The 26034-nt window shown below is 64.0% G+C and carries 21 protein-coding genes; 9 read left to right on the top strand and 12 right to left on the bottom strand.

What is annotated here, in order from left to right; all coding sequences use genetic code 11:
• The first annotated feature begins 382 nt into the window (after positions 1-382).
• The 4 genes from AC1RMG_RS08135 (at position 383) to AC1RMG_RS08120 (ending at position 4170) form a co-directional block, all read left to right on the top strand.
• Positions 383-847, top strand: a complete 465-nt coding sequence (locus tag AC1RMG_RS08135; RefSeq protein ID WP_015634229.1) for a hypothetical protein — start codon at positions 383-385, stop codon at positions 845-847.
• A gap of 36 nt (positions 848-883) precedes the next feature.
• Positions 884-1708 (top strand): SDR family oxidoreductase, encoded by an 825-nt coding sequence (locus tag AC1RMG_RS08130; RefSeq protein ID WP_015634228.1) that lies wholly within the window; start codon positions 884-886, stop codon positions 1706-1708.
• A 176-nt stretch (positions 1709-1884) separates the two neighbouring features.
• Positions 1885-2913: a sel1 repeat family protein gene (locus AC1RMG_RS08125; RefSeq protein ID WP_493168905.1), complete on the top strand. Its 1029-nt coding sequence runs from the start codon at positions 1885-1887 to the stop codon at positions 2911-2913.
• Positions 2914-3144: 231 nt separating this feature from the next.
• Positions 3145-4170: an SEL1-like repeat protein gene (locus AC1RMG_RS08120; RefSeq protein ID WP_259652357.1), complete on the top strand. Its 1026-nt coding sequence runs from the start codon at positions 3145-3147 to the stop codon at positions 4168-4170.
• A gap of 87 nt (positions 4171-4257) precedes the next feature.
• On the opposite strand, the gene AC1RMG_RS08115 is transcribed toward AC1RMG_RS08120, so the two are convergent.
• From AC1RMG_RS08115 to AC1RMG_RS08100, 4 genes are read right to left on the bottom strand one after another with little or no spacing between them, the layout of a single operon-like run.
• Positions 4258-5118, bottom strand: coding sequence for an efflux RND transporter periplasmic adaptor subunit (locus AC1RMG_RS08115; protein WP_011059359.1), 861 nt, complete (start codon positions 5116-5118; stop codon positions 4258-4260).
• Between the two features lie 10 nt (positions 5119-5128).
• Positions 5129-5329 carry a DUF1656 domain-containing protein gene (locus AC1RMG_RS08110; RefSeq protein WP_007930063.1) on the bottom strand — a complete coding sequence of 67 codons (201 nt, stop codon included), beginning with the start codon at positions 5327-5329 and terminating at the stop codon, positions 5129-5131.
• The gene (locus tag AC1RMG_RS08105; RefSeq protein ID WP_019094736.1) at positions 5319-7526 is read right to left on the bottom strand and encodes an FUSC family protein; all 2208 of its coding nucleotides are present in this window, start codon (positions 7524-7526) and stop codon (positions 5319-5321) included. Before AC1RMG_RS08105 ends, AC1RMG_RS08110 begins: the two co-directional genes overlap by 11 nt.
• Positions 7527-7537: 11 nt before the next feature.
• Positions 7538-9049: an efflux transporter outer membrane subunit gene (locus tag AC1RMG_RS08100; RefSeq protein ID WP_493168903.1), complete on the bottom strand. Its 1512-nt coding sequence runs from the start codon at positions 9047-9049 to the stop codon at positions 7538-7540.
• A 276-nt stretch (positions 9050-9325) separates the two neighbouring features.
• Between AC1RMG_RS08100 and AC1RMG_RS08095 the strand changes: the two genes are divergently transcribed.
• Positions 9326-10294: a LysR family transcriptional regulator gene (locus AC1RMG_RS08095; RefSeq protein WP_011059356.1), complete on the top strand. Its 969-nt coding sequence runs from the start codon at positions 9326-9328 to the stop codon at positions 10292-10294.
• Between the two features lie 206 nt (positions 10295-10500).
• Complete coding sequence (locus AC1RMG_RS08090) at positions 10501-11475, top strand: 2-hydroxyacid dehydrogenase (RefSeq protein WP_015634222.1); 975 nt, start codon at positions 10501-10503, stop codon at positions 11473-11475.
• Positions 11476-11564: 89 nt separating this feature from the next.
• Here AC1RMG_RS08090 and AC1RMG_RS08085 read toward each other — a convergent pair whose 3' ends face one another.
• Positions 11565-12512, bottom strand: a complete 948-nt coding sequence (locus AC1RMG_RS08085) for a DMT family transporter (protein ID WP_072443052.1) — start codon at positions 12510-12512, stop codon at positions 11565-11567.
• A 154-nt stretch (positions 12513-12666) separates the two neighbouring features.
• Here AC1RMG_RS08085 and AC1RMG_RS08080 point away from each other — a divergent pair, with 154 nt between their 5' ends.
• The 3 genes from AC1RMG_RS08080 (at position 12667) to AC1RMG_RS08070 (ending at position 16193) form a co-directional block, all read left to right on the top strand.
• Positions 12667-13542 (top strand): AraC family transcriptional regulator, encoded by an 876-nt coding sequence (locus AC1RMG_RS08080; RefSeq protein WP_011059353.1) that lies wholly within the window; start codon positions 12667-12669, stop codon positions 13540-13542.
• Between the two features lie 497 nt (positions 13543-14039).
• The gene (locus AC1RMG_RS08075; RefSeq protein ID WP_493168900.1) at positions 14040-15314 is read left to right on the top strand and encodes an OprD family porin; all 1275 of its coding nucleotides are present in this window, start codon (positions 14040-14042) and stop codon (positions 15312-15314) included.
• Between the two features lie 51 nt (positions 15315-15365).
• A complete protein-coding gene (locus tag AC1RMG_RS08070) occupies positions 15366-16193 on the top strand; it encodes an acid phosphatase (RefSeq protein WP_125062802.1) in 828 nt (275 codons plus the stop codon).
• Here the strand turns inward: AC1RMG_RS08070 and AC1RMG_RS08065 are convergent.
• The 7 genes from AC1RMG_RS08065 to AC1RMG_RS08035 all read right to left on the bottom strand — a co-directional run bounded on the left by AC1RMG_RS08065 (position 16190) and on the right by AC1RMG_RS08035 (position 25950).
• Positions 16190-17239, bottom strand: coding sequence for a hypothetical protein (locus AC1RMG_RS08065; protein ID WP_053149088.1), 1050 nt, complete (start codon positions 17237-17239; stop codon positions 16190-16192). The two genes, AC1RMG_RS08070 and AC1RMG_RS08065, sit on opposite strands and share 4 nt — an antisense overlap.
• Complete coding sequence (locus AC1RMG_RS08060; RefSeq protein WP_015634217.1) at positions 17239-19674, bottom strand: TonB-dependent siderophore receptor; 2436 nt, start codon at positions 19672-19674, stop codon at positions 17239-17241. The genes AC1RMG_RS08065 and AC1RMG_RS08060 overlap by 1 nt, the downstream gene beginning before the upstream one ends.
• Positions 19675-19974: 300 nt before the next feature.
• Entirely contained in the window at positions 19975-21678 is a 1704-nt protein-coding gene (locus tag AC1RMG_RS08055) for a bifunctional metallophosphatase/5'-nucleotidase (RefSeq protein WP_011059348.1), read from the bottom strand.
• A 135-nt stretch (positions 21679-21813) separates the two neighbouring features.
• Complete coding sequence (locus tag AC1RMG_RS08050) at positions 21814-22458, bottom strand: MotA/TolQ/ExbB proton channel family protein (RefSeq protein WP_011059347.1); 645 nt, start codon at positions 22456-22458, stop codon at positions 21814-21816.
• Between the two features lie 28 nt (positions 22459-22486).
• Positions 22487-24727, bottom strand: coding sequence for a TonB-dependent receptor family protein (locus tag AC1RMG_RS08045; RefSeq protein ID WP_015634216.1), 2241 nt, complete (start codon positions 24725-24727; stop codon positions 22487-22489).
• 43 nt (positions 24728-24770) lie between these two features.
• Positions 24771-25538, bottom strand: a complete 768-nt coding sequence (locus tag AC1RMG_RS08040; protein WP_011059345.1) for an energy transducer TonB family protein — start codon at positions 25536-25538, stop codon at positions 24771-24773.
• Positions 25539-25542: 4 nt separating this feature from the next.
• A complete protein-coding gene (locus AC1RMG_RS08035) occupies positions 25543-25950 on the bottom strand; it encodes an ExbD/TolR family protein (RefSeq protein ID WP_011059344.1) in 408 nt (135 codons plus the stop codon).
• Positions 25951-26034: the final 84 nt, after the last annotated feature.

Raw genomic sequence — 26034 nt, 5'->3', positions numbered from 1 at the left:
CCTCATAGATCGCCACCACGGGCACGTCTCGTCCTTGGCACCAGCACGCTTCACAGTCGAAAGCGGAGCCCACCCCTTCAGCTAGCATTCGCCTCGTTCGATGTTTGCAGCCCTGAGAACCTGAGCATTTTCCAGTCCCGGTAAAGGTGTTCCAGAAATGGATAGATGACCCCGGAGCATGCCAGCCACCTGCTCGGGCGGGCACCAGAGTGGACCACATGATGCCCACTATCGGCATAAATCCGCTTTAACAGACCTTCTGTTGTCCCTAACGCCCCCATCAAAACCTGGCCTGTGGATAACGTCACAACAGCCATCCTCCATCGCCAACCCCACCTACGCTTAGGTAGGATGTCCCCTCCTTTTCCCCGAGGCTCGCGTCATGTTCATCGGCGTTCTGCTGGTCATTACCTGGCTGATCCTGCTTCTGCGCTACCCCGCCAAAGCCCTCCCCGTGTCCCTGGCTGCCGCGTTCGGCCTGGCCCTGGTGGCCTGCTGGGTGGTCTGGCTGGACAACCGCGAAGCCCAGCAACTGGCGCGCCTGGAGCTGCGCCTGAGCTACGCCCCGGAGCACTGCCCCGCCGACCGTCCATTGCAGGTCAAGCTGAACAACGGCAACAAGGTGCCCCTGGTGGAATTGCGCTGGCGGGTCGCCGCCTATGCCCCGGGGGATACGGTCAACCTCGCCGACAACCAGTACAGTGCCCCGCGCTACCGTGGCCCCGGCGAGTTGCAGGCCGGCGCCAACTGGCAGGACTGCTTGCCCCTGCCGCCGCTGCGCCCCGGCTATCGCCCGCAAACCCTGGAGTTTCGCGCCGAGCGTTTACAGGGTAGTTTCTCCGACTGATTCACCCCCTCCCTCACCCAGCACAAGGACCGCGCCATGCCCGTAGCGTTGATCACCGGTTGTTCCAGCGGCATCGGCCGCGCCCTGGCGGACACCTTCAAGGGCGCCGGTTTCACCGTGCTCGCCACCGCCCGCAAGGCCGAGGACGTCTCTGCCCTGCAAGCGGCCGGTTTCAAGGCCGTGCAACTGGACGTCAATGACGGCCCGGCCCTGGGCGCCCTGGGCGAGGAGATCAACCAGCAGTACGGCGGCCTGGATGTGCTGATCAACAACGCCGGCTACGGCGCCATGGGCCCGCTGCTCGATGGCGGCGTGGAAGCGATGCAACGCCAGTTCGAAACCAATGTGTTCTCGGTGGTCGGGGTGACTCGGGCGATGTTCCCGGTGCTGCGCCGCAGCCGCGGCCTGGTGGTGAACATCGGCAGTGTGTCCGGGGTGCTGGTGACGCCGTTTGCCGGTGCCTACTGCGCCTCGAAAGCCGCAGTGCACGCCTTGAGCGATGCCCTGCGCATGGAACTGTCGCCGTTCGGCATCCGCGTCATGGAAGTGCAGCCCGGGGCCATTGCTTCGAGCTTCGCCAAGAATGCCGGGCATGAAGCCGAACAGCTGCTCAACGAACAATCGCCCTGGTGGCCGCTGCGCGAGGGCATCCGCTCCCGGGCCAAGGCCTCCCAGGACAAGCCGACCCCGGCCAGCGAATTCGCCGCCGGCTTGCTCAAGGCGGTGCAGCAGGACAATCCGCCACGCCTGGTACGGCTGGGCAATGGCAGCCGCGCCCTGCCGCTGCTGGCCAACCTGCTGCCCAAGGGTCTGCTGGAGAAGGGACTGATGAAGCGCTTCGGCCTGAGCGCCAGGCTCTGACCCCCACGCACGCAAGCCATCCAGGGTGTACCGCGTGCCTCCCGTAGGAGCCGGCTTGCCGGCGAAGAGGCCCGCGAGCCGAGTGCAAATCTTGCGACCACCTTCGCTGGCAAGCCAGCTCCTACAGCGGTGGCGCAGTGCGCCTTTGTTCATTCGCCAATCAAGGATCTGCCCCATTGAAATATCGTAGTGCGCTGACGTTGACCCTGTTCGCCTTGCTGCTGGGCTGCCATGCCTCGTCACCGGACGAAAAACTCAATGCCACCCTGCCGGAGCTGAGCCTGGAACAGATCCTGCCCAAGGTCGAGGCCAACCCGTACTGCTCGCCGGAGATGGACAGCGAACGGCTGGTCGGCCTCGGCATCCGCCTGATGAATGAGGACGCGGTGCTGCATGGCGCAAGCCGTACCTTGCTGGCGAGCAAGGCCATACAAATGGCCCGCGGCTGCCTGATCATGGCCGCCCCCCGCGACACCATGAGCCTGTGCATCCTGGGCGGGATTGTCGGCTCCAGGCAGAAGGACTATGACAAAAGCGAAGCCTTCAACTACATCGCCTACGCCGCCCAGCACAATGAATCCTGCGCGGAAGCGGGCCTGTACGACATCTACAACCTTGGCAAGCTGGACCAGCCGGCGAACAAGGCATTGGCCATGGCCTGGCTGGAACGCGCCGCTCGGCACGGCGACGAGGACTCGCAACAGGAGATGCTGCGCAGCAGCGAACAGGACAATTTCCCGCTGGCCTACGCCTGGGCCCGAACCCTCGATGACGCCCAAGCGCTCGAAGCGCTGAAACGCAAGATGAGCCCTCAGCAGATGGCCGAAGGCGAGCAGCACTACACCCGGCTGCTCAGCCAGCTCCCCTCCAAACAGGATCTTGAGCAGGCGCTGCGCCAGAACGTCATCCTCCTGGGCACAGGGGATATCTACTACGACTACCCGGAGGTGTTCGCGGGCATGTCGCCTGAGCAACAGCATGCTTTCGTCGCCCAGTTGGTGGACATGCAGGACCGCTACCCGAAGTTCCACACCCGCGGCCAGCTGGTGGCCTACGCCTTGATTTCCCGCCTGGTGCAAAGCACCGGGCCGGCCGTGGACCTGTGGCAAGACCCGGCGCTGCAGGCCGTGCTGGAGGACGATGACCTGAGCGTGGAAGACAGCGTGGCCAAGGCCAAAACCCTCCTGGCCAAGCGCACGCCATAACTGGAGCGGCAGGCGCAACTGCTTTTGCAGCCGCAGCCAGACAGCTGCTGCGGTTTCGGTTGTGCGTCCTCTCAAACCCAGTAGAATCCGCGGTCTTGAGCGCCCGCGCTCAAGCAGCATGGAATCGCTGGCGCCGACACCCAAGCACGGAACTGCTCACGCTCCCCTCCTTTGCCGTCCCTGCCTGATTTCATGCGCGTCTTTTTTCATTCGCCGATCAGGGAATATCCATTGAAATTGTTCAACGCGCTGCCACTGGCATTGGCTGTCTTGCTGGCGGCTTGCGCCTCCACGCCTGCGCAAAACACCGAACCGAAACGCCCCGAACTCAATGACACCCTGCCCAAGCTGACGCTGGACAGCGTCTTGCCCAAGGTCAGCGCCAACGAGTACTGCAACCCGGCCATGGACGCGGATGTGCTGTACGGCGCCGGTTACAAGCTGAACGAGATCGAGGACTACGCGAACGCCAAGAGCTGCTTCGCCATGGCCGCGCCGCACTACACCCGGGCCTTCTGCTATCTGTCCACCACCACCGATCAGGAAACGGACAAGCCCAAGGCTGAGCGCGACCGCGAGTCCTTCAACTACATCGCCTACTCGGCGTCACAGAACGATTGGTGCGCCGAGTACGGCATGTACGCCACCTACTGGTTCGGCGACAAGGACATCCCCAAGGACCGGGACCTGGCCCTGCGCTGGCTGGAGCGCTCGGCGCTGCACGGCAACCCGGAACCGCAGCAGAGCCTGGCCGACGCCGCCGAAGAGTCCGGCGACCTGGTAAAGGCCTACGCCTGGTTGAAGGTTATCGACAACACCGAAGACACCAGCCAGTTGGATGCCCTGAAAGGCAAGATGAGCCCAGAGCAACTGGCCGCAGGCGAACAGCGCTTTGGCGAGCTGAAGGCGCGGGTGACCAGCAAGCAGGTGATGTACGACGAGGCGCGGGATGAAGAAGTGGCGATTTTCTCGGCCGAGATCCATTTCGATCTCCCCGACCTGTTCCAGGGAATGACCACGGCCGAGCGCCAGGCCTTTGTCAAAGCGGCCATCGCCAAGGCCCGGGACAGCGGCCAGTTCAAGCTGCATTACGCGGTGACCCAGTACATCATCGTCTCGCGCCTGGCCCAGCAGCGTTACCCCGGTGTCGACGTGCTGCAGAACCCGAAGCTGGTGGCCACCATCAACAACGTCAACGACGGCCTGGAAGCTGCGGCGAAGAAGTCCCAGGCGATCATGGACAAAAGCTACAAATAACCGCCCCCTGTAGGAGCCGGCTTGCCGGCGAAGAGGCCCGCGAGCCTTGCATCGACCATGCCGGCGCTTTCGCTGGCAAGCCAGCTCCTACAAAGGCTCGGGGTTGACGATGACGGTGCAGGTGATGCCGGCCGCCAGCAGGACGCCTTCAGGCACTTCATCGATGTGGATGCGCACCGGTACGCGCTGGGCCAGGCGCACCCAGTTGAAGGTCGGGTTGACGTCGGCGATCAGTTCGCGGCTTTCCGGGTTGTCGCGGTCGTAGATGCCCCGGGAAATGCTTTCCACATGGCCCTTGAGCACTTCGCCGCTCATCAGTTGCATGTCGGCCTTATCCCCGACGCGCACGTGGGGCAGCTTGGTTTCCTCGAAGAAGCCGTAGACCCAGAACGAGTTCATGTCGACCACCGCCATCTTCGCCTCGCCGATGCGTGCGTAGTCGCCACGGTGCACGTTGAGGTTGGTGACGTAGCCATCCACCGCCGCCCGCACCTGGGTGCGTGCAAGGTTGAGTTGCGCCGCTTCCAGCTGGGCCTGGGCGTGCTGGTAGTCGGCCAGGGCCGAGTCGGCGATGTTGCCGGCGTCGTCGCGGTTTTCCTTGGAGATCACCAGGTTGTCCATGTCGGCGCGGCGCCGGGCATTGACCTTGCGCATCTCCCAGGTGGCCTTCTTCGACGCCACCAGCGCTTGCGCCTGCTTGACCGCGATCTGGTAGTGCTCGGGGTCGATCTGCATCAGCAGATCGCCCTTGCGCACCAGCTGGTTGTCCTTGACCGGCACGTCCACCACTTCGCCGGTGACATCGGCGGCGACGTTGATGATGTCCGCGCGCACCCGGCCGTCACGGGTCCAGGGGGTGTACATGTAGTGCTCCCACAGGGTACGGCCGATCCACAGGGCCAGGGCCAGCACGAGCAGGGTGGCGAGCAGGCTGAAAAACTTTTTCATTGCGGGGGTCTCAACGGTAGACAGTGAGCGCCATGGCGCCGAACAGACAGCAGAACAGGCTCAGGCGCAGCAGCGCCGGGTGCCAGAAGAAGCGATACAGGTCATAGCCGGAAATGAACCGGTCCAGGGCCCAGGCCAGGGCCGCGGCGATGAAGAACATCAGGGTCATGGTGGGCATGTAAACGCCGTGGAAGGCGATTTCACGAGGCATGGTCAAGTCCTTGGGGTGCAGGCGCCGTTGGCTTGGCCACGGCATAGGCCGCCAGCGGCGATTGCGGGTCGAGCAATGAAGTACGGATGAAGTGCAGGTAGCTCTTGACCCGGCGCAGGGCCGAGGTGTCGAAGTGCGGGGCAAAGGGCTCGTCGGTGGCCTGGACCCGGCTGATGGCGTGGTCCACGGCGATCAGGCCGCGCTCCAGGTTGCTCTGGCTGGGCTGCAGGAACAGCCGCACCAGGGAGCGGCCCATGACCCGGATCGCCTGGCGCCAGGGCTGGGATTCGGCATAGGCCGGGTGCACCGGGAGGATCGCCTGCTCCTTGCGCAGCTCGATGATGGCGTGGCCGACTTCCAGCACCACGAACATCCAGCGCAGCAGCTCGCTCTGCACCTTGGGCTGGCCCACCGCCAGGCCATAGGCCTGGTGCAGCAGGTCGCGGGTACGGCTCTCGAAGCTCGACGCCAGGCCCTTGAGCTTGCCGCTGATGGCGTACACCACCTGGCCGCGCAGGTCCTGCTCCAGGCGCCGCCACAGCCAGCGGCTGTTGGGCGGCAGGATGATCGCCCCGGCCGCCGCGCAGACCAGCATGCCCATGACCATGGCGATGTAGTCATTGATGAAGGTGTAGGGGTTGTAGATGGTCAGGTTGTCCGGCACCGAACCGGTGCTGAAGAAGATCAGCAAACCCAGGCCGACCCCGGCGTACTTGGGCCTGGACGCAAGGAACGAACCGAGCACGATCACCGGCGCCAGCATCAGGCACAGCAGCGGGAAGCCGTCGATCCAGGGGAACACGAAGAACATTTCCACGAAGCCCACCAGGGCGCCGATGAAAGTCCCGCAGGCCATCTGGAACGCCATGCGCTTGGGGTTCGGCGTGGCGGCCGAGAGGCCGATGGTGGCGGCGGCGATCAGGGTCATGGTGGCGCCGCTGGGCCAGGCCGTGGCCACCCAGTAGCTGCCCAGCACCACCAGCACGAAGGCCGCGCGGATGCCCGAGGCGGCGCAGGCCAGCCAGTTGGTCTGCGGGGTGTAGGGCTCGTCCCAGCGCTCGCGCTCGTGGCTGTGGTCGGCCAGGGACGCGTGGGTCTGGGCGTAGCTGTGCATCTCGTCGACAAAGCGGTAGAGCAGTTCGTAGGCGGTGTGGAAATCCAGCTGCTCGGCGTCGCTCGGGCCGCTCTCCTGGAAGGCCGTGCGCAGGCTGCGCACCCGCGCCGGCAGCTCGGCCTTGTAGGCCGCCAGGGCCGTGGCCAGGCGCGCCGCATCGGGGCTGGTCAGGGCACGGCCGGAGAAGCCGTCCAGCAGTTCCGCCAGGTCCTGCAGGCCGGGCTTGATCGCCGCCACCACGTGATCGGCGCCGCTGCTGCGCAGGCGTTCGAGCAACTGGTGCAGGGCGTTGAAGCGCGTGGTGATGCCCATGAACTCGCTGTTCAGGCGGCTCAGGCGGCCGTTGCGCCGACGCATGTGCGGGTCTTCGAACACGGTGACGCTGCGCAGCCCTTCCAGGCCCACGGCCTCGGCGATAAAGCGCACGTTGCTGCTTTCGAAGCTGTCGCGCTGGCTGCGCCCGCGCAGGCCGTCGGTGACGAACAGGGCGAACACCCCGAAGCGCTGGTACAAGGCGTTGCGCATGGCGGCGCTGGCGGTCTGGGGCAGGATCGCGGCGCTGACCAGGGTCGAGCAGAGAATCCCCAGGGAGATCTCCAGTACCCGCCACACCGCGGCCATGAAGGCCCCTTCCGGATGGGCCAGGGCCGGCAGGCCGACCATGGCCGCGGTGTAGCCGGCGAGGACGAAACCGTAGGCGCGAAAGTTGCGGTAGCGCGCCGCGCCGGCCGAGCAGATGCCGACCCAGATCGCCAGCGAGCCGAGGAACAGCTCGGTGTTCTGGGCGAACAGGGCGATCAGCGCCACCATCACCGCCGAGCCCGCCAGGGTACCGAGAAAGCGGTAGAAGCTCTTGGCGAACACCTGGCCGCTCTGCGGCTGCATGACGATGAACACGGTGATCATCGCCGTGCGCGGTTGCGGCAACTCCAGGCGCATGGCCAGCCACAGGGTGAGGAACGCGGCGGCCAGGACCTTGAAGATATAGACCCAGGTCACGCCGTCGCTGCGCGCCCAGTCGAAGAAACCCCGGCGCCATTCAAGGGAGTACAGCCAGCGCAAAGGTGCGGGCAAGGAAGTCATGGGTGCCTGCTTCAATGGTCGAACACGGCCAGGGCCGCGGGGGTCTTGGGTGCCTCAAGGCGGTCTTGCGCGGGGACGTCGCGGCCGGCTTCAAGCCCGCCGCCCAGGGCCGTGACCAGGTCCGCCTGGACCGTCAGGCGTGCGGCCTGCACCTGCTGCTGCACCTGCTGCTGATGGAACAGCAGGCTCTGGGCGTTGAGCACATTCAGGTAGTCGGTCAGGCCGCGCTGGAAGGCCACGGTGGCGATGTCGTAGGTCTTCTGCGCAGCGGCCACCGACTCGGCGGCGAAGGCTTGCTGCTTGTCCATGGACTCGCGGCGGATCAACTGGTCGGAGATGCTTTTCAGTGCATCCACCAGGGTCTGGTTGTACCTGGCCACGGCCATGTCGTAGCCGGCCGAGGCTTCACCCAGTTCCGAGCGCAGGCGCCCGCCGTCGAAGATCGGCAGGCTGATGGCCGGGCCGACGTTGTAGTTGAGCTTCTTGCCGGTGAGGAACTCCAGGGCCCCACCGCCGGTGGCCATGAAGCCGATGCTGCCCACCAGGTCGACGTTGGGGTAGAAGCCGGCGTGAGCCACATCGATACCGCGAGCCTGGGCCGCCACTTGCCAGCGGCTGGCGACCACGTCCGGGCGCTGCCCCAGCAGTTCGGCGGGCAGGACCGAGGGCAGTTTCAGCGCGGCGCCCAGGGACAGGCTTGGCCGCTGCAACTGCGCGCCCTCCCCCGGGCCCTTGCCGGCCAGGGCCGCCAATTGGTTGCGGGTCAGGGCGATTTCTTCGTCCAGGGCGTCCAGTTGGCGATGGGTTTCCGGCAACGGCGCCTCGGCCTGGCTGACTTCGAAATGGGTGCCGATGCCGCCGTCCAGGCGCCGTTGCGCCAGTTCGAGGATCTGTTGCTGCTGCTTGAGGGTGGCCGCGACGATATCGCGCTGGGCGAAGTGCAGGGACAGCTGGATATAGCTGCGCACCACATTGTTCACCAGTTCCAGCTGGGCCTGACGGGCTTCGGCCACGCTCATGTGGGCCAGGTCCACGGCACGCTCGGTGCTGTTGCTTTCCCGGCCCCAGAGGTCCAGGGCATAACTCAAGCCCAGGGCGGCGTTGTTGTCCCAGGTGGTGCTGTTGGACAGGGCGCCGGGGCCGTAGAACTGATCGGTGGGCCAGTTGTGGCGCTTGAGGGTGGCGTCACCCTTGATCTGCAGCGACTCGGCCGACTCGGCGATGCCGGCCAGGGCCTTGGCCTGGCGCACCCGGGCGGCGGCCATGGCCAGGCTCGGGCTGCCTTGCAGCGCAAGGCTGATCCAGCGGTCCAGTTGCGGGTCGCCATAGGCCTGCCACCACTGGGCGCTGGGCCAGTGGGCGTCCTGCGCGGCGCTCTTTATCGCCTCATCCGTGGCCAATGTATTAGCGGGAAGTGTCTTGCCCTGTGGGGCAATGCCTCCGGTTCCGATGCAGCCGCTGATTGCTAACGATAAAGCCCAAACACTGAGGGTCTTGAACCCTCTGCTGATGCGACGCGGCACTGCTGCGAATTCCTGAGATCGGGGGGGGGAGTATTTCTCTCGTAGGAGCTGGCTTGCCGGCGCAGCGATACGCCTGCTACACCGCGTTGCGCGGATCGCCGGCCTGCCGGCTCCTAGGGATCGGCGCAATTCTAGGGGGCGGTCGTTGTGGCGATAAGCTGGGATTCCTGTGAATCTTTGTTACCGTAAACGCGATAATCCCTTGGTCGTATCCCTGTACGCCTGTAAAAACAGAAACTTCGTGTCACAATTTGCAATCTCCCTTGAGAGCACCCCATGGACACCTTGCAAAACATGCGCGCCTTCAGTTGTGTTGCCGAAGCCGGTAGTTTCACGGCCGCCGCGGTGCAGCTGGACACCACCACCGCCAACGTCTCGCGCGCCGTCTCCAATCTAGAGGCGCACCTGCAAACCCGCCTGCTCAACCGCACGACTCGCCGCATCGCCCTGACCGAGGCCGGCAAGCGCTACCTGCTGCGCTGCGAGCAGATCCTGGCCTATGTCGAAGAAGCCGAGGCCGAGGCCAGCGACGCCCACGCCCGCCCCGCCGGGCAGTTGAAAGTGCACACCATGACCGGCATCGGCCAGCACTTCGTGATCGACGCCATCGCCCGCTACCGCAAGACCCACCCGGACGTGACCTTCGACCTGACCATGGCCAACCGTGTGCCGGACCTCCTGGACGAGGGCTACGACGTGTCCATCGTCCTGGCCCGAGAGCTGCCGGATTCGGGGTTCGTCTCCCAGCGCCTGGGGATGACCTACAGCATCGTCTGCGCCTCGCCGGCCTATGTGAAAGCCAACGGCTGCCCGCAAAAGCCCAGCGATCTGCTGAACCATGCCTGCCTGCGCCTGGTGAGCCCGGTGATTCCCCTGGAGAAGTGGACCTTCGACGGCCCGGAAGGCCAGGAAATGGTCACCATCAACAGCTCGCCGTTCCTGGTGAACTCCGCCGATGCCATGAAGACTGCGATCATCAGCGGCATGGGGGTCGGGGTGTTGCCGGTATACGCGGCTATAGAGGGTTTGCGCACCGGCACCCTGGTACGGGTGATGCCCAAGTACCGCTCCCAGGAGCTGAACCTGTACGCCATCTACCCGTCGCGCCAGTACCTGGACGCCAAGATCAAGACCTGGGTCGAATACCTGCGCGGCTCTCTGCCGGAGATCCTCACCGCGCACCAGACGGAACTGGCGGCCTATGAACTGAGCGGCAGCCTGACCGGCGCACGCCTGGCCACCTGACCACGGGGCTCCCCGCCCAGACCACCGTCCCACCTGTAGGAGCCGGCTTGCCGGCGAAGAAGCCCGCACGTCCTGTGCAAACCTGGATGCCGCCTTCGCTGGCAAGCCAGCTCCTACACATGCAGGCTCGTGGCGGGGTGCTTTGGTGGCGGCGGCAAAAATGTTAGCTTGCTTGGCATTCTCCCCGCCTGACGAGCCTTCGCGCGATGAAAAAGACTGTACTTGCCTTCAGCCGCATCACCCCCGAGATGACCGAACGCCTGCAACAGGATTTCGAGGTCATAGTGCCCAACCCCAAGCACGGGGACGTCGCCGCGCAATTCAATGAAGCCCTGCCCCAGGCCCACGGCCTGATCGGTGTCGGCCGCAAGCTGGGCCGTGCGCAGTTGGAAAACGCCGCGCGCCTGGAAGTGGTGTCGAGCATCTCGGTGGGCTACGACAACTACGACCTGGCCTACTTCAACGAACGCGGGCTGATGCTCACCAACACCCCGGACGTGCTCACCGAAAGCACCGCCGACCTGGCCTTCGCCCTGCTCATGAGCAGCGCCCGCCGAGTGGCCGAGCTGGATGCCTGGACCAAGGCCGGGCAATGGCAGGCCAGCGTCGGCCCGGCGCTGTTCGGCTGCGACGTGCACGGCAAGACCCTGGGCATCGTCGGCATGGGCAACATTGGCGCGGCCATCGCCCGCCGTGGGCGCCTGGGCTTCGGCATGCCGATCCTCTACAGCGGCAACAGCCGCAAGGCGGCCCTGGAGCAGGAGCTGGGGGCGCAGTTTCGCAGCCTGGAGCAACTGCTGGCGGAGGCGGATTTCGTCTGCCTGGTGGTGCCGTTGAGCGAAAAGACCAAGCACCTGATCAGCCACCGCGAACTGGCGCTGATGAAGCCCAGTGCAATCCTGGTGAACATTTCCCGCGGGCCGGTGGTGGATGAACCGGCGCTGATCGAAGCCTTGCAGAAGGGCCAGATCCGTGGCGCCGGCCTGGATGTGTACGAGAAGGAACCGCTGGCGGAGTCGCCGCTGTTCCAGCTGAAGAACGCAGTGACCTTGCCGCACATTGGCTCGGCCACCCATGAAACCCGCGACGCCATGGCCGCGCGCGCCATGAGCAACCTGCGCAGTGCCCTGCTGGGTGAGCGGCCGCAGGACCTGGTCAACCCGCAGGTGTGGAAGGGCTGACCACCCACGGCCTATCCCCCCTGTAGCCGCTGCCAAGCCTGCGAGGCTGCGAAAAGGTCCGCAGGACCTTCAGCGATAGCCCGGCAGAATCAGGTCGCCCGGTTTTGCGACGGCTGCGCCGCCGTTCGCAGCCTCGCAAGCTCGGCAGCGGCTACAGAGGCAGGCACAGCCTTGGGTTTGCGGAACACCAGGACGTTGCCCAGCATCACCAGCACCAGCCCGGCCAGGGCCGGGGCGGTCCATTGGTAGCCTTCGACAAAGGCCGACACGTTCAACGCCACTACCGGGAACAGCACGGTGCAGTAAGCCGCGCGCTCCGGGCCCATGCGCCCCACCAGGGTCAGGTAGGCGGTAAAGCCGATGACCGAGCCCGGAATCACCAGGTACAGCAGTGAGCCGATGTAGCGGGTGCTCCATTCCACATCGAAGGCGATGCCCTGGAACAGGCAATACACCGCCAGCATCGTCGCGCCGTAGGCCATGCCCCAGGCATTGGTGGTCAACGGCTTGAGCCCGGCTTTTTGCTGCAGGCTGGACAGCATGTTGCCCGCCGAGAAGCACAAGGTGCCCAGCAGGGCCAAGCCCAGGCCCAGCAGGGTTTGCGGGCTGGCACTGTGGCCCACCAGCTCCGGCCAGAACAGCAGCCCCAGCCCCAGCAGCCCCAGGCCGCCGCCCAGCAGCACGTTGCGAGCGATCTTCTGGCCGAAGAACACCCGCGCATTCAGGGCGTTCCACAGGGTCGCGGTGGAAAACACCACCGCTACCAGGCCACTGGGAATCCACTGGCTGGCGTGCAAAAAGCACATGAAGTTGATGCAGAACAGGCACAGGCCCTGGGCCACGCAGATCAGGTGACCACGACGGTTCATCGGCTGCAGCTTGCGGCTGAGCAGCAACAGGACGAACAGCACCAGGGCCGCCAGGGCGAAGCGATAGACGATGGACACCGGAATCGCCACCACCCCCAGTTGCAGTTTCAGGGCGATCCAGGTGGTGCCCCAGATCAGCACGGTCAACAGGTACAGCGATAGGTTCATGGCGCGACTCCTTTGTCAGGAGTGCAGTGTCACGCCCCGCCGGCCTTGCGCGCTTGCACAAACTTGCGCTTTTTATCCGCCCGGGGCTGGCAGCACACGGGCTACGGAGTAGCATGCAGAACACCGGCAGCCGCACCCATGTTGAAGCCCCACCATGCACGCACTGGATACCCTGCAAGTCTTCCAAGCCCTGAACCGCTCGCCCAATGCTCGCCTGGAGCACAGCGCCGAGCTCGGTGACGGCTTGTCCGCAGCCTTGTGGAGCAACCATCACGACGCCCAGGAGTACGAGGCCCCCAGCCATCACACCCTGTCCTGCTACCTGGCCGGCGGCACCGGGACCTTCCGCCGCGACCAGCCGGGCAGCAAGGGCGGCCCGGGCAAGTTGTGCATCCTGCCCGCCGAGCACCAGTCGGCCTGGGTGATCAACGGTGATATTCGCCTGGCCCATCTGTACTTCAGCCCGGAGCAGTTCGCCCTGGGCTGCGTCACCCTGCTGGATCGCGAGCCCCGGGAACTGCAACTGCGCGAAAGCACCTTTCTCGACGACCCCGAGCAGACCCAGCGCTTTGCGCAGTTGGTCCGCCTGAACTGGGACGAACCCGGCGAGCGCCTGCTGACCAGCAGCCTGGCCCACGAGATGCTCAGCCATGCCCTGCTCAATCAAGTGGGCCAGCGCCAGGGGGCCCGGCTCAAGGGCGGGCTGGCCGCACACCAGCGACGGCTGCTGGTGGACTACATCGACAGCCAGTTGGACGCGCCCCTGAGCCTGGGCCAGCTGGCGGGGTTGTGCGCCCTCTCCGAATACCACTTCGCCCGCATGTTCCGTGCAAGCTTCGGCCTGCCGCCCCACCAATACCTGCTAGCCCGACGCCTGAGCCGGGCCCGGCACCTGCTGCGCACCACCGCCCAGCCCCTGGGCGAGATTGCACTGGCCTGTGGTTTTGCCAGTGCCAGCCACTTCAGCAATCGCTTCCGGCACGCCCTGGGGGGCACACCGGGAGACTACCGCCTGGCGTTCCTGCGCTGAGGCCAGGGTTACCCAAAACCCGCCTCTGCATGCTCCATCTTATGCCAAAGCCCAGGCTGACACGCCTGAGTCAGTGAACGGTTAAAGTTCCTTACTTAAATAAGACAATTCTTACAAGCCAATTAAAAACCCCCTACATATCTCTCTCAGAAAGATCACGCCCGGCAAGTTCTTATATGACACTCAAGAACATAACCAGGTAATTATTTTAATATTTTATTTATCACTTCATTCATGGAGCTGATGATTATTGTTTAAGCCCAGTTTCAACTTAGTCTTCGAACCTTGAGTGCCAGGCATTCCATAAATACCCACCCCCTTACAGGAGCCAATTACCTGAAATACCCGACAGACTCTTGCCCACAACAATTGACACACAACATTCACCACCCCCCCTGAGGCAATCCAACCTTCAACCATTGGGTCCTTGAACAAACCAGCAACAACTAAGCCGTTAATCGCCTTACTCCAAAACAACAAAAACAGAGGACGATGAAATGCTTTCACAAAGTTTGCCACGGCAATGGGTCAGACACTCGCCCCTGCTGTGTGCCTCGATACTGGCCATTCCGGTAAAAGCCGAACTGCTCGAGGACAGCAGCGCACGCCTGGAACTGCGCAACTACTACTTCACTCGGGACTACCGCGAAGGCACTGCCCCTACCCGTGAAGAATGGGCGCAAGGTTTCCTCTTGCGCCTGGATTCGGGGTTCACCGAAGGCCGCCTCGGCGTCGGTGCCGACGCCATCGGCATGCTCGGGATCAAGCTGGATTCCGCTCCTGGCCGGACCGGCACCGGGCTGTTGAAGGTGGCACGCAATGGCCGGGCAGAGGATGACTATTCGAAACTGGCCCTGGCCGGCAAGCTCAAGACCAGCAAGACCCTGTTCAAGTTCGGAACCCTGGTACCGCCGGTACTGCCGACACTCAGACCCAATGACGGCCGCCTGTTTGCGCAGATGTTCGAAGGCGGGCTGCTGACCTCCAATGAAATCGAAGACCTGGAGTTTACCGCCGGGCGTCTGAGCCGGGTCCTGCAGCGCAACGCCACGCAGTACACACCGCTGACCCTGAGCCCCTTGAACCGGCGCTTCGAGAAGCTGGGGGCCACCGCGGAACACTTCGACATGGCGGGCCTCGACTATCGGTTCCACAAGCAATGGCTGGCTCGCGTGCATGTCGCCCAGCTGCAGGATATCTACCGCCAGCAGGTCTTCACCCTGGTCAACAAGAGCCCCTGGGGAGCGGGGACGTTCAGCAGCGATCTGCGCTTGAGCCTGATGAACGACTATGGCAATGCCAAAGGCGGCAAGATCGACAACCGCGCCCTGCAGGGGTTGCTCGGCTATGCCTATAAAGGCCACAGCCTTGGCCTGACTTATCAGCGAATGTTGGGGGACACCGGTTATGCCAACATCCTGGGTACCGATGCCAACTTGATCAACTTGTCCGTACTGGGTGACTTCGCCAATGCCAAGGAGCGCTCCTGGGCACTTCGTTATGGCTATGACTTTGCCAACCTGGGCTTGCCGGGCCTGACCATCAATAGCCGCTATATATCCGGCAGCCATGCCGAGATAACCGGCAGCCAAAGAATTGGCAAGTCATGGGAGCTGGATAATGAATTGCGTTATGTCGTGCAACAAGGCCCGCTGAAGAACTTAAGTGTACGCCTGCGCAGTGCGCTCTATCGCTCCAACTACGCCAAGAACTTCATTCGCGACACTGATGATACGCGACTGATGTTCAACTACACCTGGAATATCAAGTAAGCAGACCACCAGAACCGATGTAACGGATCAAATGCCTAGAGGACTATCTCCATGCAACGTCTATTATCGAAAAGTTTGGCCAGCCTGTTGTTTTTAAGCCTGTTCAACCCGGTCGCGGCGAAACAGCCCCTGCAAGCGCAAAGCGTCCCGGAGTTCCGACCGGGTTACTTGATCGGTTATCTGAAACAGCAGGATCTGCCCGACAGTCTGTCGCTGTTGCCGCCCCCTCCTGCGGTGGGGACCCCAGCCTTCGCTCTGGACCAGAGCATGGCCGAGAAAAACCAGGCCTTGCGGGGCAGCAAACGCTGGGAGTTGGCCGTCAGCGATGCCAACCTGAAGTTCCCTGCCGCCGCGCAGACATTCTCCTGTGCCCTGAATGCCCCGATCAGCGAACAGCTGACACCTACGCTGTACAGAGTCCTGCGGCGGACCCTGGCCGACGCCGGGCTGGCCACCTACAGCGCAAAGAAGCGCTACCAGCGCACCCGGCCCTTCGTCTACAGCCAGCAACCCAGCTGCACCCCGGAAGACGAGGCGAAACTGGCCGCAGATGGTTCCTACCCATCGGGCCACAGCGCAATCGGCTGGGCCTGGGCGCTGTTGCTGAGCGAACTGTCCCCCGAGCACGGCAATGCGCTCTGGGCCCGCGGCCGGGCCTACTCGCAAAGCCGCATGGTGTGCAACGTGCACTGGTACAGCGATATCCGTGAAGGCCGTGAAATAGGCGCGACCACCGTGGCACGCTTGCACGCCGACCCGACCTTCCAGGCCGATTTCGCCGTCGCCCGGCAAGAGTTGCTGGCCGTTCGGGCCCAGGGCCTGACCGCCGGCGCTGACTGTGCAGCGCAAGCGCAGGCCCTGGCACTTGACGCCGACTAGGGTGCCAGGGTGAGGACCTTGAAGGTATTGGCATGAAACAGCGGGTCCGGCTTGGGTTCGGCCGGGCTCGCCGCCGGTTGGGTGAAGTCCATTGCCGCCAGGTAGACCCGCCGGGTACGCGGGTCGAACGCCATGTTGTAGGCCATGGGCTGGGTGCTGACGCTACCCAGGAGCTGGTAGCGGTCGGCATCGAGCTGGGCGACAACGCTGAGGTTGGCGTCCACCCCGCTGGCGATCAGCAAGCGCTGGGCCTGCGGGTCGTAGGCCAGGGCGTTGACGTCCCGGGTGATCGGCAGGCTGGCCTTCAGCGCACCGTTGTCGCGGTCGAGCACCAGCAGCACTGGCCGCTCACCACGGCAAGCGACGAACAACCGCCCCCGTTGTTCATCCTGGGCCAGGGCACTGGGCCGCGGGCAGTCGGGATACTGCCAGCGGTCCAGGACCTTGAAACTGCTGGAGGACAACCGCGCGACGATGCCCTCATCGCGCATCGGCAGGAAGAAACTGCCATCGCCCTTGAGCAGCAACGGGTCGATCTTCTTCACCGCCAGCTCATGGGCGGCGGTGATGCGCTCTTCTTTGGGATCGAAGACGAACAGGGTGGAACGATCGGCCCGGCGCCCGCTGACAATGATCACCTGCCCGGTGCGCGGTTCGTACACCGCGCTGTTGAGGTTGCTCTGGGTCACGGTGATGCGCTTGAGCGGCTTGAATGTGGATAACTCCACCACCCCCAGGCTGCCGTCGGTGTTGAGCACCAGCAGGCGGTCCAGCTCCGGTACCAACACCACACCATTGGCGCCCCGGGACTGTTCGAGGGTGCGCACCGGGCGCTGCTTGTCCACATCGAACACGCTCAGGCCGTTTTCCCGGCGGGCCAGGAACAGGTAGGGCCGCGTCGGGTCCAGGGCGATGAAGCCCCAACTGCTGCCGGAACCCGGCAGCTGCACTTGCTGTTCGCGGTGGTACAGGCGCTCATCCGCCGGCGCGGCCGCCTGGGCCATGCCACAGAACGCCAGGAGCACACTCAGGGCCAGGGCTTTCATCAGAACTCCAGGGTGCTGGAGAGCGACACTTGGCGAGCGTCCCCCAGGGACACGAAGTACTTGCTCACCGAGGAGGTGTAGTAGGTCTTGTCGAACAGGTTCTTCACGTTGAGCTGAAACTTGACCTTCTGCCCTTCGACCTTGGTGTCGTAGGTGGCGAAGGCATCGGCCACGGTGTAGCCCGGCAGGTCGAAGCTGTTGGGCGCATCCCCAGCGCGCTCACCGACATAACGGGCACCGGCGCCGACCCGCAGGCGGTCACCGCCGATCAGGCTGCCGAAGTCGTAGACCGCCGACAGCGAGCCGGTGTTCTTGGCCACGTTCTGCAGTTGCTTGCCCTTGTACTGGGTGTCCTTGGTCACTTCGGCGTCGGTGTAGGCGTAGCTGCCGATCAGACTCCACTGGTCGGTAAGCTGCCCGGTCAGGTCCAGCTCCAGGCCCTGGGAATGCACTTCACCGGCCACGCTGGTGACAGTCTCGGAGGCCGTGGCGGTGGTCACCAGCACGTTGCGCTTGGTGATGTCGAACAACGCCGCACTGGCGGTGATGCGCCCTGGAATGTCGAGCTTGGCCCCCAGTTCCCAGGACTTGGCTTCTTCCGGTGCGATGGAGCCGTCCAGCACCACGCTGCCGCCGGCCAGCTGGGCAATGCTGGAGTTGGGTTTGAACGACTCGGTGTAGCTGCCGTAGAACGACAGCTGGTCGGTGTAGCGGTACACCAGGCCGGCGCGGGGCACGAACTTCTGCCCGTTGCTGTCGGTATTGGCGTGGAACGGCCGGCCCTTGCCCGCGTACTGGTCGTATTCCTGGAAACGCCCGCCGCCCACCAGGATCCACTGGTCGGTGAGGTGGATGGCATCCTGGAAGAACAGCGAGTCACTGCGCAGCAGGTCGGTCTGGTCGCTGTCCGGGGCGCTGACGTTGGTCCCCGCCACTTGCTGGCCGTACACCGGGTTGAGGTAGTTGAAACTGGTGTTCTTGCCGCGGATCAGGTCGGCGCGGTAGATCTTGCGGTACTCGTCGTCCAGGCCGAACACCAGGTCGTGCTGCATGCCGCCCAGTTGCACCTTGCCTTCCAGGCTGACGGTGGCATAGCGGTCGGTGGTCAGGGCATTCTTGGTGCCGTCCATGGTCCGGGTCAGGGTGCCGTTGGCGTTCACCGCGGTCAGGCGCACCTGGCTGGCGTCGTAGGTTTCACGGTTCCAGCTGTAGCCGAAGTGGGCCTTCCAGTCGTCGCTGAGCTCGTGATCGACCTCGAAACGATACAGGTCCGAACGCCCTTCCATGTTGTTGAACGGCTCGTCCAGGCGCCGGGTGGCCGGGATGTCCAGCGGGTGGTTGGTCTTGGGGTCGATGGCCGTGCCGCGGTCGAACGGGGTCAGGAATTCGCGATGCTCATAGGCCAGCAGCACCTTGGTGCGCTCGCCGTACCAGGCCAGGGACGGCGCCACCAGGGATTCGCGGTGGGTGCCGAAGTTGCGCCAGTAGTCTTCGTCTTCGTGGTCCACGACCAGCCGGTAGGCCAGCCCGGAATCCCCCAGCGGCCCGGTGGTGTCCAGGCTGCCGCCGCTGCCGTTCTTGCCCGAGCCGTAGGTCGAACCGCGCACGGTCAGGGCCGTGGACTGCTGCAACTCGGGTTTCTTGCTGACGATATTGATCACCCCGCCCGGGTCCTGGATGCCATAGAGCAGGGACGACGGGCCCTTGATCACTTCCACGCGCTCGGCCGTGGCGTTCAGGGCACGGCCCTGCACCACCGGCATGCTGTCGCGCATGATCGAGCCGTTGCGGTTGTCGCCGAAGCCGCGCAGCAGCACCGCGTCCTGAGTGCCGCCCAGGGTGTTGGTCTGGGTGATGCCACTGACGTTCTTCAGGGCGTCATCCAGGTTGCGCGGGGTCTGGTCGCGCAGCACCTGGGCCGGGATCACGTTGATGATCTGCGGGATTTCCTGGTTCAGCGCCTGGGAGCGGGCCACCGAGGTGGTGGCCGGCGGCTGGTAGCTGGTGCTTTCGTCGACGCCCTGGGTGGTGATGCTGGAAGTCCCCAGGTTCAGCCCGGCACCTTGGGGCAGGGGTTCGAGAACCAGGGTATGGGCGTCGCTGCGGCGATAGGTGAAACCGGAATTGCCCAAGAGACGCTGCAAGGCCTGCTCGGCACTGAGCTGGCCGGTGACGGCCGGGGCCTTGAGGTTGTAGGGCGCCTCGTCGGTGTAGACCACGCTGATCCCGGTGACCCGGGTGAAATCGCTCAGGGCCTGGGGTAGCGGCTTGGCCGCGATGGCGAAGTTGAACAGCGCACTGTGCTGCTCGCTGCCGGCCTGGGCCGCCAATGCCACGCTCAGGGGCAGCAGGGCCAACCCCGAAACCACCAGCGCCGAAGCGCCGAACCACCGTTTGACCGAACCGTTTACCGCCGAATTTGCCCTGGACTTCATGCTGGAGACTCGTGTGTAAAAGCACCGTGAATGCGAATTAGTCGCACTTTCAAGCACTACACGTATGTCGCAGGCAAAGACCTCAGCATTTTTTTGAAAATATTTTCAGGGCGGCGAAAACGCCCCCCGCCCGATGCATCCCCTGTAGCCGCCGCCGCAGGCTGCAATCGAGCTGGGCCGCACTCTGACGAAGCGATCGAGGCGCTCGTGAGGCCGCAGGAGGCTTGACGGGAGACCGTCAAGCAAGGTCCTGCGGACCTTTTCGCAGCCTCGCAGGCTCGGCAGCGGCTACAGCGCTCGTTACAGGGATCGCTGGATGCGCCCGGCACTGGTGCTGGAACCCACGGGCTTGCCCTGCTGGTCCATGTCCTTGAGGTAGTGCAGCATCGCCTCCAGGTCGCTGACCCCCAGGTCGCTGCGGTTCAGGCCGCTCTTGAACAGGCTGAAGCGGTCGCCGCCATCGGCCAGGAAGCCGTTCATCACCAGCCGGTAGTTCGCGCCGGCCTGCAGCGGCTTGCCGTTGAGGCGCACGCTGCCGGGGACGACACGGCTGTCCGGCGGGCGCTTGGGGTCCCAGCGATAGGTGAAGCCCTGGGACACTTGCAGGATGTTGGCATCGTCCGCGCCCTTCCATTGCTGGTTGAGCACCTGTTCGATCTGCCGGCCCGTGAGGTCGAAAGCGATCAGGTTGTTGTTGAACGGCTGCAACGTCGCCAGTTGCCCGTAGTTGACCCGGGTCTGCCCGGGCTCCAGGGCCAGGTCGCTGCGAATGCCGCCAGTGTTCATGAAGGCGATCTGTGCGCCATTGGCCCGGCCGCCGGCCAGATGCGCGTCGGCAATCAGGTCACCGATGGGCATTTCCCCGGCCGCGTCGGCACGCCGGGCAATCGGCGAGGCGGCAATCGCCCCCACCGGCTTGAGCAGCACCTGGTTGCTACGGGCCTCGACCTCCTGTTGCAACTGCGCCAGGGCCGGGTCCTGTGGATAACGGGCCGGATCGGCCAGCAGGTTGAGGGCCTGGATGCTCGCCACCCGGTGCTGGCCCGGGGTCACTTGCAGGGTCAGGTGAGTCAGCAGGTGGCCGTAGGAATTGCCCTGGGTCACCAGCAGCGGCCCGACCTTGCACAGGTAGCCCTGGTGCGAGTGGGCGCTGATCAGCACGTCCACCGCCGGGTCCAGGCGCTTGGCCACGTCGACGATATCGCCGCCGAGCTGCGAGCAGTCCTGCTTGTCGAACGGCTCCGGGGTCGAGCCGCCCTGGTGCACCACGGCGACGATGGCGTTGACACCCTGGGCATTGAGTTCGGGGATCAGCTTGTTGATGGATTCGGCTTCGTCGGCCACCTGCAAACCGCGCATGCCCTTGGCGCTGACCACCGAGGCCACGTCCCGCAGCACCGCGCCGACAAAGGCCACCTTGACCCCGCGCACCTCTTCGATGCGGTAGGCCGGCAGCAACGGCTTGCCGGTGTCGCTGTCCAGCAGGTTGGCCGCCAGGTAGGGGAAGCCGCTGCCGGGGTAGTTCGGGCGGAACTGGCAGGCCTTGTCCGGCCGCGACGACTGGCAGCCGCCATTGAGCTGGCGCAGGAACTCGGCCTTGCCGTTGTCCAGTTCGTGATTGCCGATGGCGCTGAGTTTCATGCCCATCTGGCGCAGGGCGTCCAGGGTCGGCTCGTCGGCCCACATGGCCGACAGCGGCGGGCTGCCGCCCACCAGGTCGCCGGCGCCGATGAACAGCAGTTGCGGGTCCTGCTGGCGCAGTTGGGCAAGCATGCCGCCCAGGGTAGCGATGCCGCCGGCCGCAAGCTTGCGCACGCCGCCCGGGGCCTGGGGGTCCTTGTAGCTGAAGGGGTTGGCTTGCAGGTAGCCGTGCAGATCGTTGATGGCGACGATGTTCACCGCCACCGGTTGCGGCGGTTCAGACAGCGAGCTGCAACCGGCCAGGGTGACCAGGGCCAGGGTCAGTGCCCCCAGCATCCGGGGCATGGGACGAAGACGGGACATGAAAGAAATCCTTGGTAGATCAGCGAAAAAAAGCCGCTGGCGCAGGCCGATCAGACAGAGAACAGCGCTGGGAACAGCGCCGGCTTCGCCGTCGATCGCAGCCCGTGCCCGCGGCAGCGGCTACAGGTCAGGTCATCAGGCAGGTTGCAGGCTGCCGTGGACCACCTGGGGTGCTGGCGGGGCCTTCAGCGCGGTGCCCATGCCGGCGCGCAGCAGCAGGATCTTCAGGTGGTCGGTGATGCGCTCGACCCGGTCCTGGAAGTGGTTGTGGAAGATCATGCTGCCCAGGGCAATGGCGATCCCCAGGGCCGTGGCATACAGCGCGGTGCCGATACCCTTGGACACTTCGCCCGGGTCGCTGACGCCGGTCTCGGCCAGGGCCTTGAAGGTGTCGATGATCCCCAGGATGGTGCCCAAGAGGCCCAGCAAGGGCGCAGCGGTAACAACGGTTTCCAGCAGCCACAGGCCATGCATCAGCTTGCTGCGGGTGGCGATGTAGATCGACTCGCTGAGGTCTTCCAGGTCCTTGTGGCTGGCCAGCCCCTGCTTGTGGGCAAACAGCTCGGCGACCATTTCCAGGGGCAGGCTGTTGCGCTCGCGCAGCGGGGCGGGCAGATCGTCGACGCTGTGCATCTTCGGGTTGAGCACGGTCTCCAGTTTCTTCGCCTGGCGCAGGCTGAAGCTGAAGTAGATGCCCCGCTCCACCGCGATGAAGGCGGCAATCGCGGCAGCGCCGTACATGGTGTAGAAGGTGATGTCGTGCAGCAGATTCATGTCCATCGTCATTTCCTCTTGTGCCTGAATCGAATCAGAACGCAGCTTCCAGGGAGACCATCGCGGTGCGTTCTTCACCCACGTTGTAATAGGCGGTGCTTGGCGCCAGGCCATTGGTCCTTACCGAGTTGAAAGACACGGTGCGTACCGACGCCAGGTATTCCTTGTCGAACACGTTGAGCATCGAGAAGCGCAGGGTCGCGGACTTCAGCACCTTCTTGTCCACCGGCAGGTGGATACCGGCATTGAGGTCGAACACGGTGCGTCCGGAGATCTTCTCGTCGTTGGTCAGGTCGCCGTAGAAGGCGCCGACGTACTTGCCCACCACGTTGCCGTAGTAGAGCGAATCGTCGTAGCCCAGGCTCAGGTTGAACATGTTTTCCGGAACGTTGGTCAGCTGTTTGCCGGACGTCGGCAGCAGCACGTTCTTGTTGGTCAGGTCATCCATCTGCTCGGACTTGGTGTAGGTGTACGAGGCGTAGTAGTTGAAGTTGTGTGGCAAGAGGCCGCTCCACTCCAGCTCCAGGCCACGGTTCTTCACTTCGCCGACGTTGGCCACGACGTAGTCGCCATTGAGGTCGGTGGTGGAGATCTGCCGGTCCTTGAAGGTGATGTAGAACAGGGTCGCGCTCAGGGCCATGTTCTCCTCGCTGTAGCGCCAGCCCAGTTCCTGGTTCCAGCTCAGCTCGGGTTTCAGGCTGATGGAATCACCCTTGTTGTAGAGCACGTAGTTGGGCGGCGTGCGCATGTTGCGGGTGACGTTGTAGAACGCCTGGTTGTTCGGGTCCACCTGGTACTTGGCGTTGAAGCTGGGCAGGAACTCGTGGTACTTGGCGTCGCGTTTTTCCGGCTTGTCGGTGAGGCTGCCCAGGTTGTTGCCATCACGCTCCACGTACTGGTAGGCCAGGGCCCCGGTAAGGGTCAGGTCCGGGGTCGCCTGCCAGGTGTCCTGCACCCAGAGTTTCTGCGCCGGGGTCACGGTGTACTGGTGGCGGCCCTGGACCGTCGCGCCATTGCGGTCCACCAGTTGGTCGGAGCCGTTGTAGTCGCCCCAGACGTTTTCCGGAGCGCCGTTGCCCTTGATGCCGATGAAGGGCTGGGTCTGGCGCTGGCGGGCGCGCTCGTACCAGTAGCCGACGTCCAGGCTGTGCTCTTCGTTGAGGTCCCACTTGAGCTTGGTGGTCATGCCGGGGCGCCAGGTCTCGGTCCACGAAGGCCGGTAGTAGGTGCCGCTGGGCAGCCCGCTCAGGTCATAGTTGCCGGCCCGGCTGGAGGTGCTGGACAAGGTGGTGGCGGTCTGGCCGCTGAAGCTGCCGCCGTTGGACCAGACGTAGTACGGGTTGAAGGTCAGGCTCAGGTCGTCGCGCAGCTGGAAGCGCTGGGTCACCGAGGCGGTCACGCTTTCGAAGGGGTTGCGGTTGAGCTTGTAGGACTGGGACACGCTGCCGTTCTTGAACACGGTGCTTTCCGAGTAGTCCAGGCGCCGGCCCTGGGTCTGGAACTGGGACTTGCTGACGCTGTTGTAGTTGTAGTTTTCCTGCAGGTTGTATTTGACGATGGCGTTGGTGGAGTTGCCGTTGCCGTCTTCGAACAGGGTGTTCCACTCGATCTTGTCGGCCCGCAAGGTGCCCTTGCCCTTCCACTTGTCACCTTCGGTATGGGACGCCGAGACCCAGGTCTTGAAGCCCCCCAGCTCGCCGGTGTTGAGGCGGGCAAAGGATTTGCGCAGGTTGTTGGAACCCACAGACTGCTTGACGAACACCCCGAAATCCTTGGTCGGGCGCACGGTCACCAGGCCGATGTTGCCACCGCTGGAACCGATGTGCGGGCCGTCGGCTTCGGACGAACCCTGGGTGACGAAGACTTCACTGAAGTTCTCCGGGTCGCCCATCAGGTTCGGGTAGATGCTGTAGTCCCCCGAGTCGTTGATCGGGAAACCGTCGGCGGAGAGCCCGACCTGGTCGGAGTTCATCCCGCGCATGGTGAAGTTGGTGCCGCTCAGGCCCGAGGCGTCGGTGCTGGAAACGTTGATCCCCGGGGTGTACTTGAGCTTGTCCACGGCGTTGGCGGTGGGGGCCATCTGATCCATGGCCTCCTTGGTCACGGTGGAGCGGCCCTTGGCGCTTTCTTCCTTGATCATGTGGCCGTTGCCCAGGGTCTGTTTACCGGCAACGTTCACCGAACCTACGTCCACGGTATCGTCGGCCAAAACCAGTGGCGCAAAACTGCCCAGGCCCGATGCCAGAAGCAGGGCATAAAGTTTATTGATCTTCACGGGTCAATCCCTTGCTTACAACTTTCGTTAATAGGTGATGGGTTTATTCCACGTTGTAACTAAAGGTCGCGGTAAAACGTTGCTTGTTCTTGCCGGAGAACGCGTCCGAGGGAAACGGCGAAACTTTCTCCACGCGGCGCAAACTGGTTTGCGCCGCGCGATTGAGCAACATGTTCGGCGCCTTGTTTTCGATGCCACTGTCGAGCACGTTGCCGGCCCGATCGACTTCCAGCCAGATCACCACATCGCCCTGGGGACGTTGCAGCGAGGCCTCGCGGCCGCTGGGGTATTGCTTGTGCTTTTCCAGTTCCTTGCGCAAAGCGGCGGTGTACAGACTTTCCTTGATTGCACTGCTGGGCGCCGCGGGCGCGGTGGCCGGAGCAGGTACGGGAGCCGGTGCGGCCACCGGTTTCGGCGCAGCGGCCACTGCGGGCTGCGGCGCGGTGGGGGCGTTCTGGGCCACGGCCGGGGCCGGCTTGGGTGGCGCAGGCTTGGCCACCATGGGCTTGGGCACCGGCGGCTTGGGCTTGACCACCGGCTTGGGTTTCGGCGGCTCGATCACCAGCGGTTCTTCCTCCGGCACCACCTGCGGCGGCTCGGGCTCGATGGGCAACGGCTCAGGCGGTGGCGGTGGTGGCTCGGCCGCCGCCAGCAGTTCGGCGGCATCGACCAGGGCGATTTCCACGGTGCTTTCGTCATACACCGGCTTGATCTGCAACTGCTGCAACTGGCTGGTATAGATCACCAGCAACAACAGGCCAGCCGGCAGCAGGCACGCAAGCAACTTGCGAGTTCTATAGAGACTGAACATGGCGTCAGGACTTGCGTGTAGCGATGGAGACGGAAGAGAAGCCATTGCCCTTGAGCAAGTCCATCACCGAAACCAGGCGTTTAACTTCCACGCCCTGATCGCTGTTGATAATGATCACCAACTTTTCACTGCTGTCGTTCAACACTTTGAGTTGCGCCAGCAATGCACTTTCATCCAGGTCCTGGCCATCGAGTTGCAGGCGCTCTTGCAGGCCCAGGGTAATCACTGCCTTGTTTTGCGGCTTCAACTGTTGCGCGGTACTGGCGACCGGCAACTGCGTCTTGATCCCTACGGCCGGGATCACGTTGAGGCTGATGAGTACGAAGAACACCAGCAGAAACATCATCACATCGATCATCGGAATGATCTCGATATGAGCTTTTTTCTTTTTAGCTACATCCCAGCTGCGCATCGTCTTGCTCCCGCTTCAGCTATCCCTCCCTTGTGAGAGCTGAATCACAACCCTCGCCGATCCTGACCATGTGCTCAGGAATGC

This window comes from Pseudomonas sp. GW822-FHT04H02, from assembly GCF_058800645.1.
The sequence above is the reverse complement of the archived record's forward strand: the minus strand, read 5'-3'. Positions and strand labels throughout refer to the sequence as shown.

What these genes read in the sequence shown, in the direction of transcription:
- AC1RMG_RS08050 (WP_011059347.1), bottom strand. Translation starts at nt 22,458, where the DNA reads ATGGACATGAATCTGCTGCACGACATCACCTTCTACACCATGTACGGC.
- AC1RMG_RS08095 (WP_011059356.1), top strand. Translation starts at nt 9,326, where the DNA reads ATGGACACCTTGCAAAACATGCGCGCCTTCAGTTGTGTTGCCGAAGCC.
- AC1RMG_RS08055 (WP_011059348.1), bottom strand. Translation starts at nt 21,678, where the DNA reads ATGTCCCGTCTTCGTCCCATGCCCCGGATGCTGGGGGCACTGACCCTG.
- AC1RMG_RS08110 (WP_007930063.1), bottom strand. Translation starts at nt 5,329, where the DNA reads ATGCCTCGTGAAATCGCCTTCCACGGCGTTTACATGCCCACCATGACC.
- AC1RMG_RS08105 (WP_019094736.1), bottom strand. Translation starts at nt 7,526, where the DNA reads ATGACTTCCTTGCCCGCACCTTTGCGCTGGCTGTACTCCCTTGAATGG.
- AC1RMG_RS08040 (WP_011059345.1), bottom strand. Translation starts at nt 25,538, where the DNA reads ATGTTCAGTCTCTATAGAACTCGCAAGTTGCTTGCGTGCCTGCTGCCG.
- AC1RMG_RS08115 (WP_011059359.1), bottom strand. Translation starts at nt 5,118, where the DNA reads ATGAAAAAGTTTTTCAGCCTGCTCGCCACCCTGCTCGTGCTGGCCCTG.
- AC1RMG_RS08080 (WP_011059353.1), top strand. Translation starts at nt 12,667, where the DNA reads ATGCACGCACTGGATACCCTGCAAGTCTTCCAAGCCCTGAACCGCTCG.
- AC1RMG_RS08065 (WP_053149088.1), bottom strand. Translation starts at nt 17,239, where the DNA reads ATGAAAGCCCTGGCCCTGAGTGTGCTCCTGGCGTTCTGTGGCATGGCC.
- AC1RMG_RS08135 (WP_015634229.1), top strand. Translation starts at nt 383, where the DNA reads ATGTTCATCGGCGTTCTGCTGGTCATTACCTGGCTGATCCTGCTTCTG.
- AC1RMG_RS08070 (WP_125062802.1), top strand. Translation starts at nt 15,366, where the DNA reads ATGCAACGTCTATTATCGAAAAGTTTGGCCAGCCTGTTGTTTTTAAGC.
- AC1RMG_RS08060 (WP_015634217.1), bottom strand. Translation starts at nt 19,674, where the DNA reads ATGAAGTCCAGGGCAAATTCGGCGGTAAACGGTTCGGTCAAACGGTGG.
- AC1RMG_RS08035 (WP_011059344.1), bottom strand. Translation starts at nt 25,950, where the DNA reads ATGCGCAGCTGGGATGTAGCTAAAAAGAAAAAAGCTCATATCGAGATC.
- AC1RMG_RS08075 (WP_493168900.1), top strand. Translation starts at nt 14,040, where the DNA reads ATGCTTTCACAAAGTTTGCCACGGCAATGGGTCAGACACTCGCCCCTG.
- AC1RMG_RS08090 (WP_015634222.1), top strand. Translation starts at nt 10,501, where the DNA reads ATGAAAAAGACTGTACTTGCCTTCAGCCGCATCACCCCCGAGATGACC.
- AC1RMG_RS08130 (WP_015634228.1), top strand. Translation starts at nt 884, where the DNA reads ATGCCCGTAGCGTTGATCACCGGTTGTTCCAGCGGCATCGGCCGCGCC.
- AC1RMG_RS08085 (WP_072443052.1), bottom strand. Translation starts at nt 12,512, where the DNA reads ATGAACCTATCGCTGTACCTGTTGACCGTGCTGATCTGGGGCACCACC.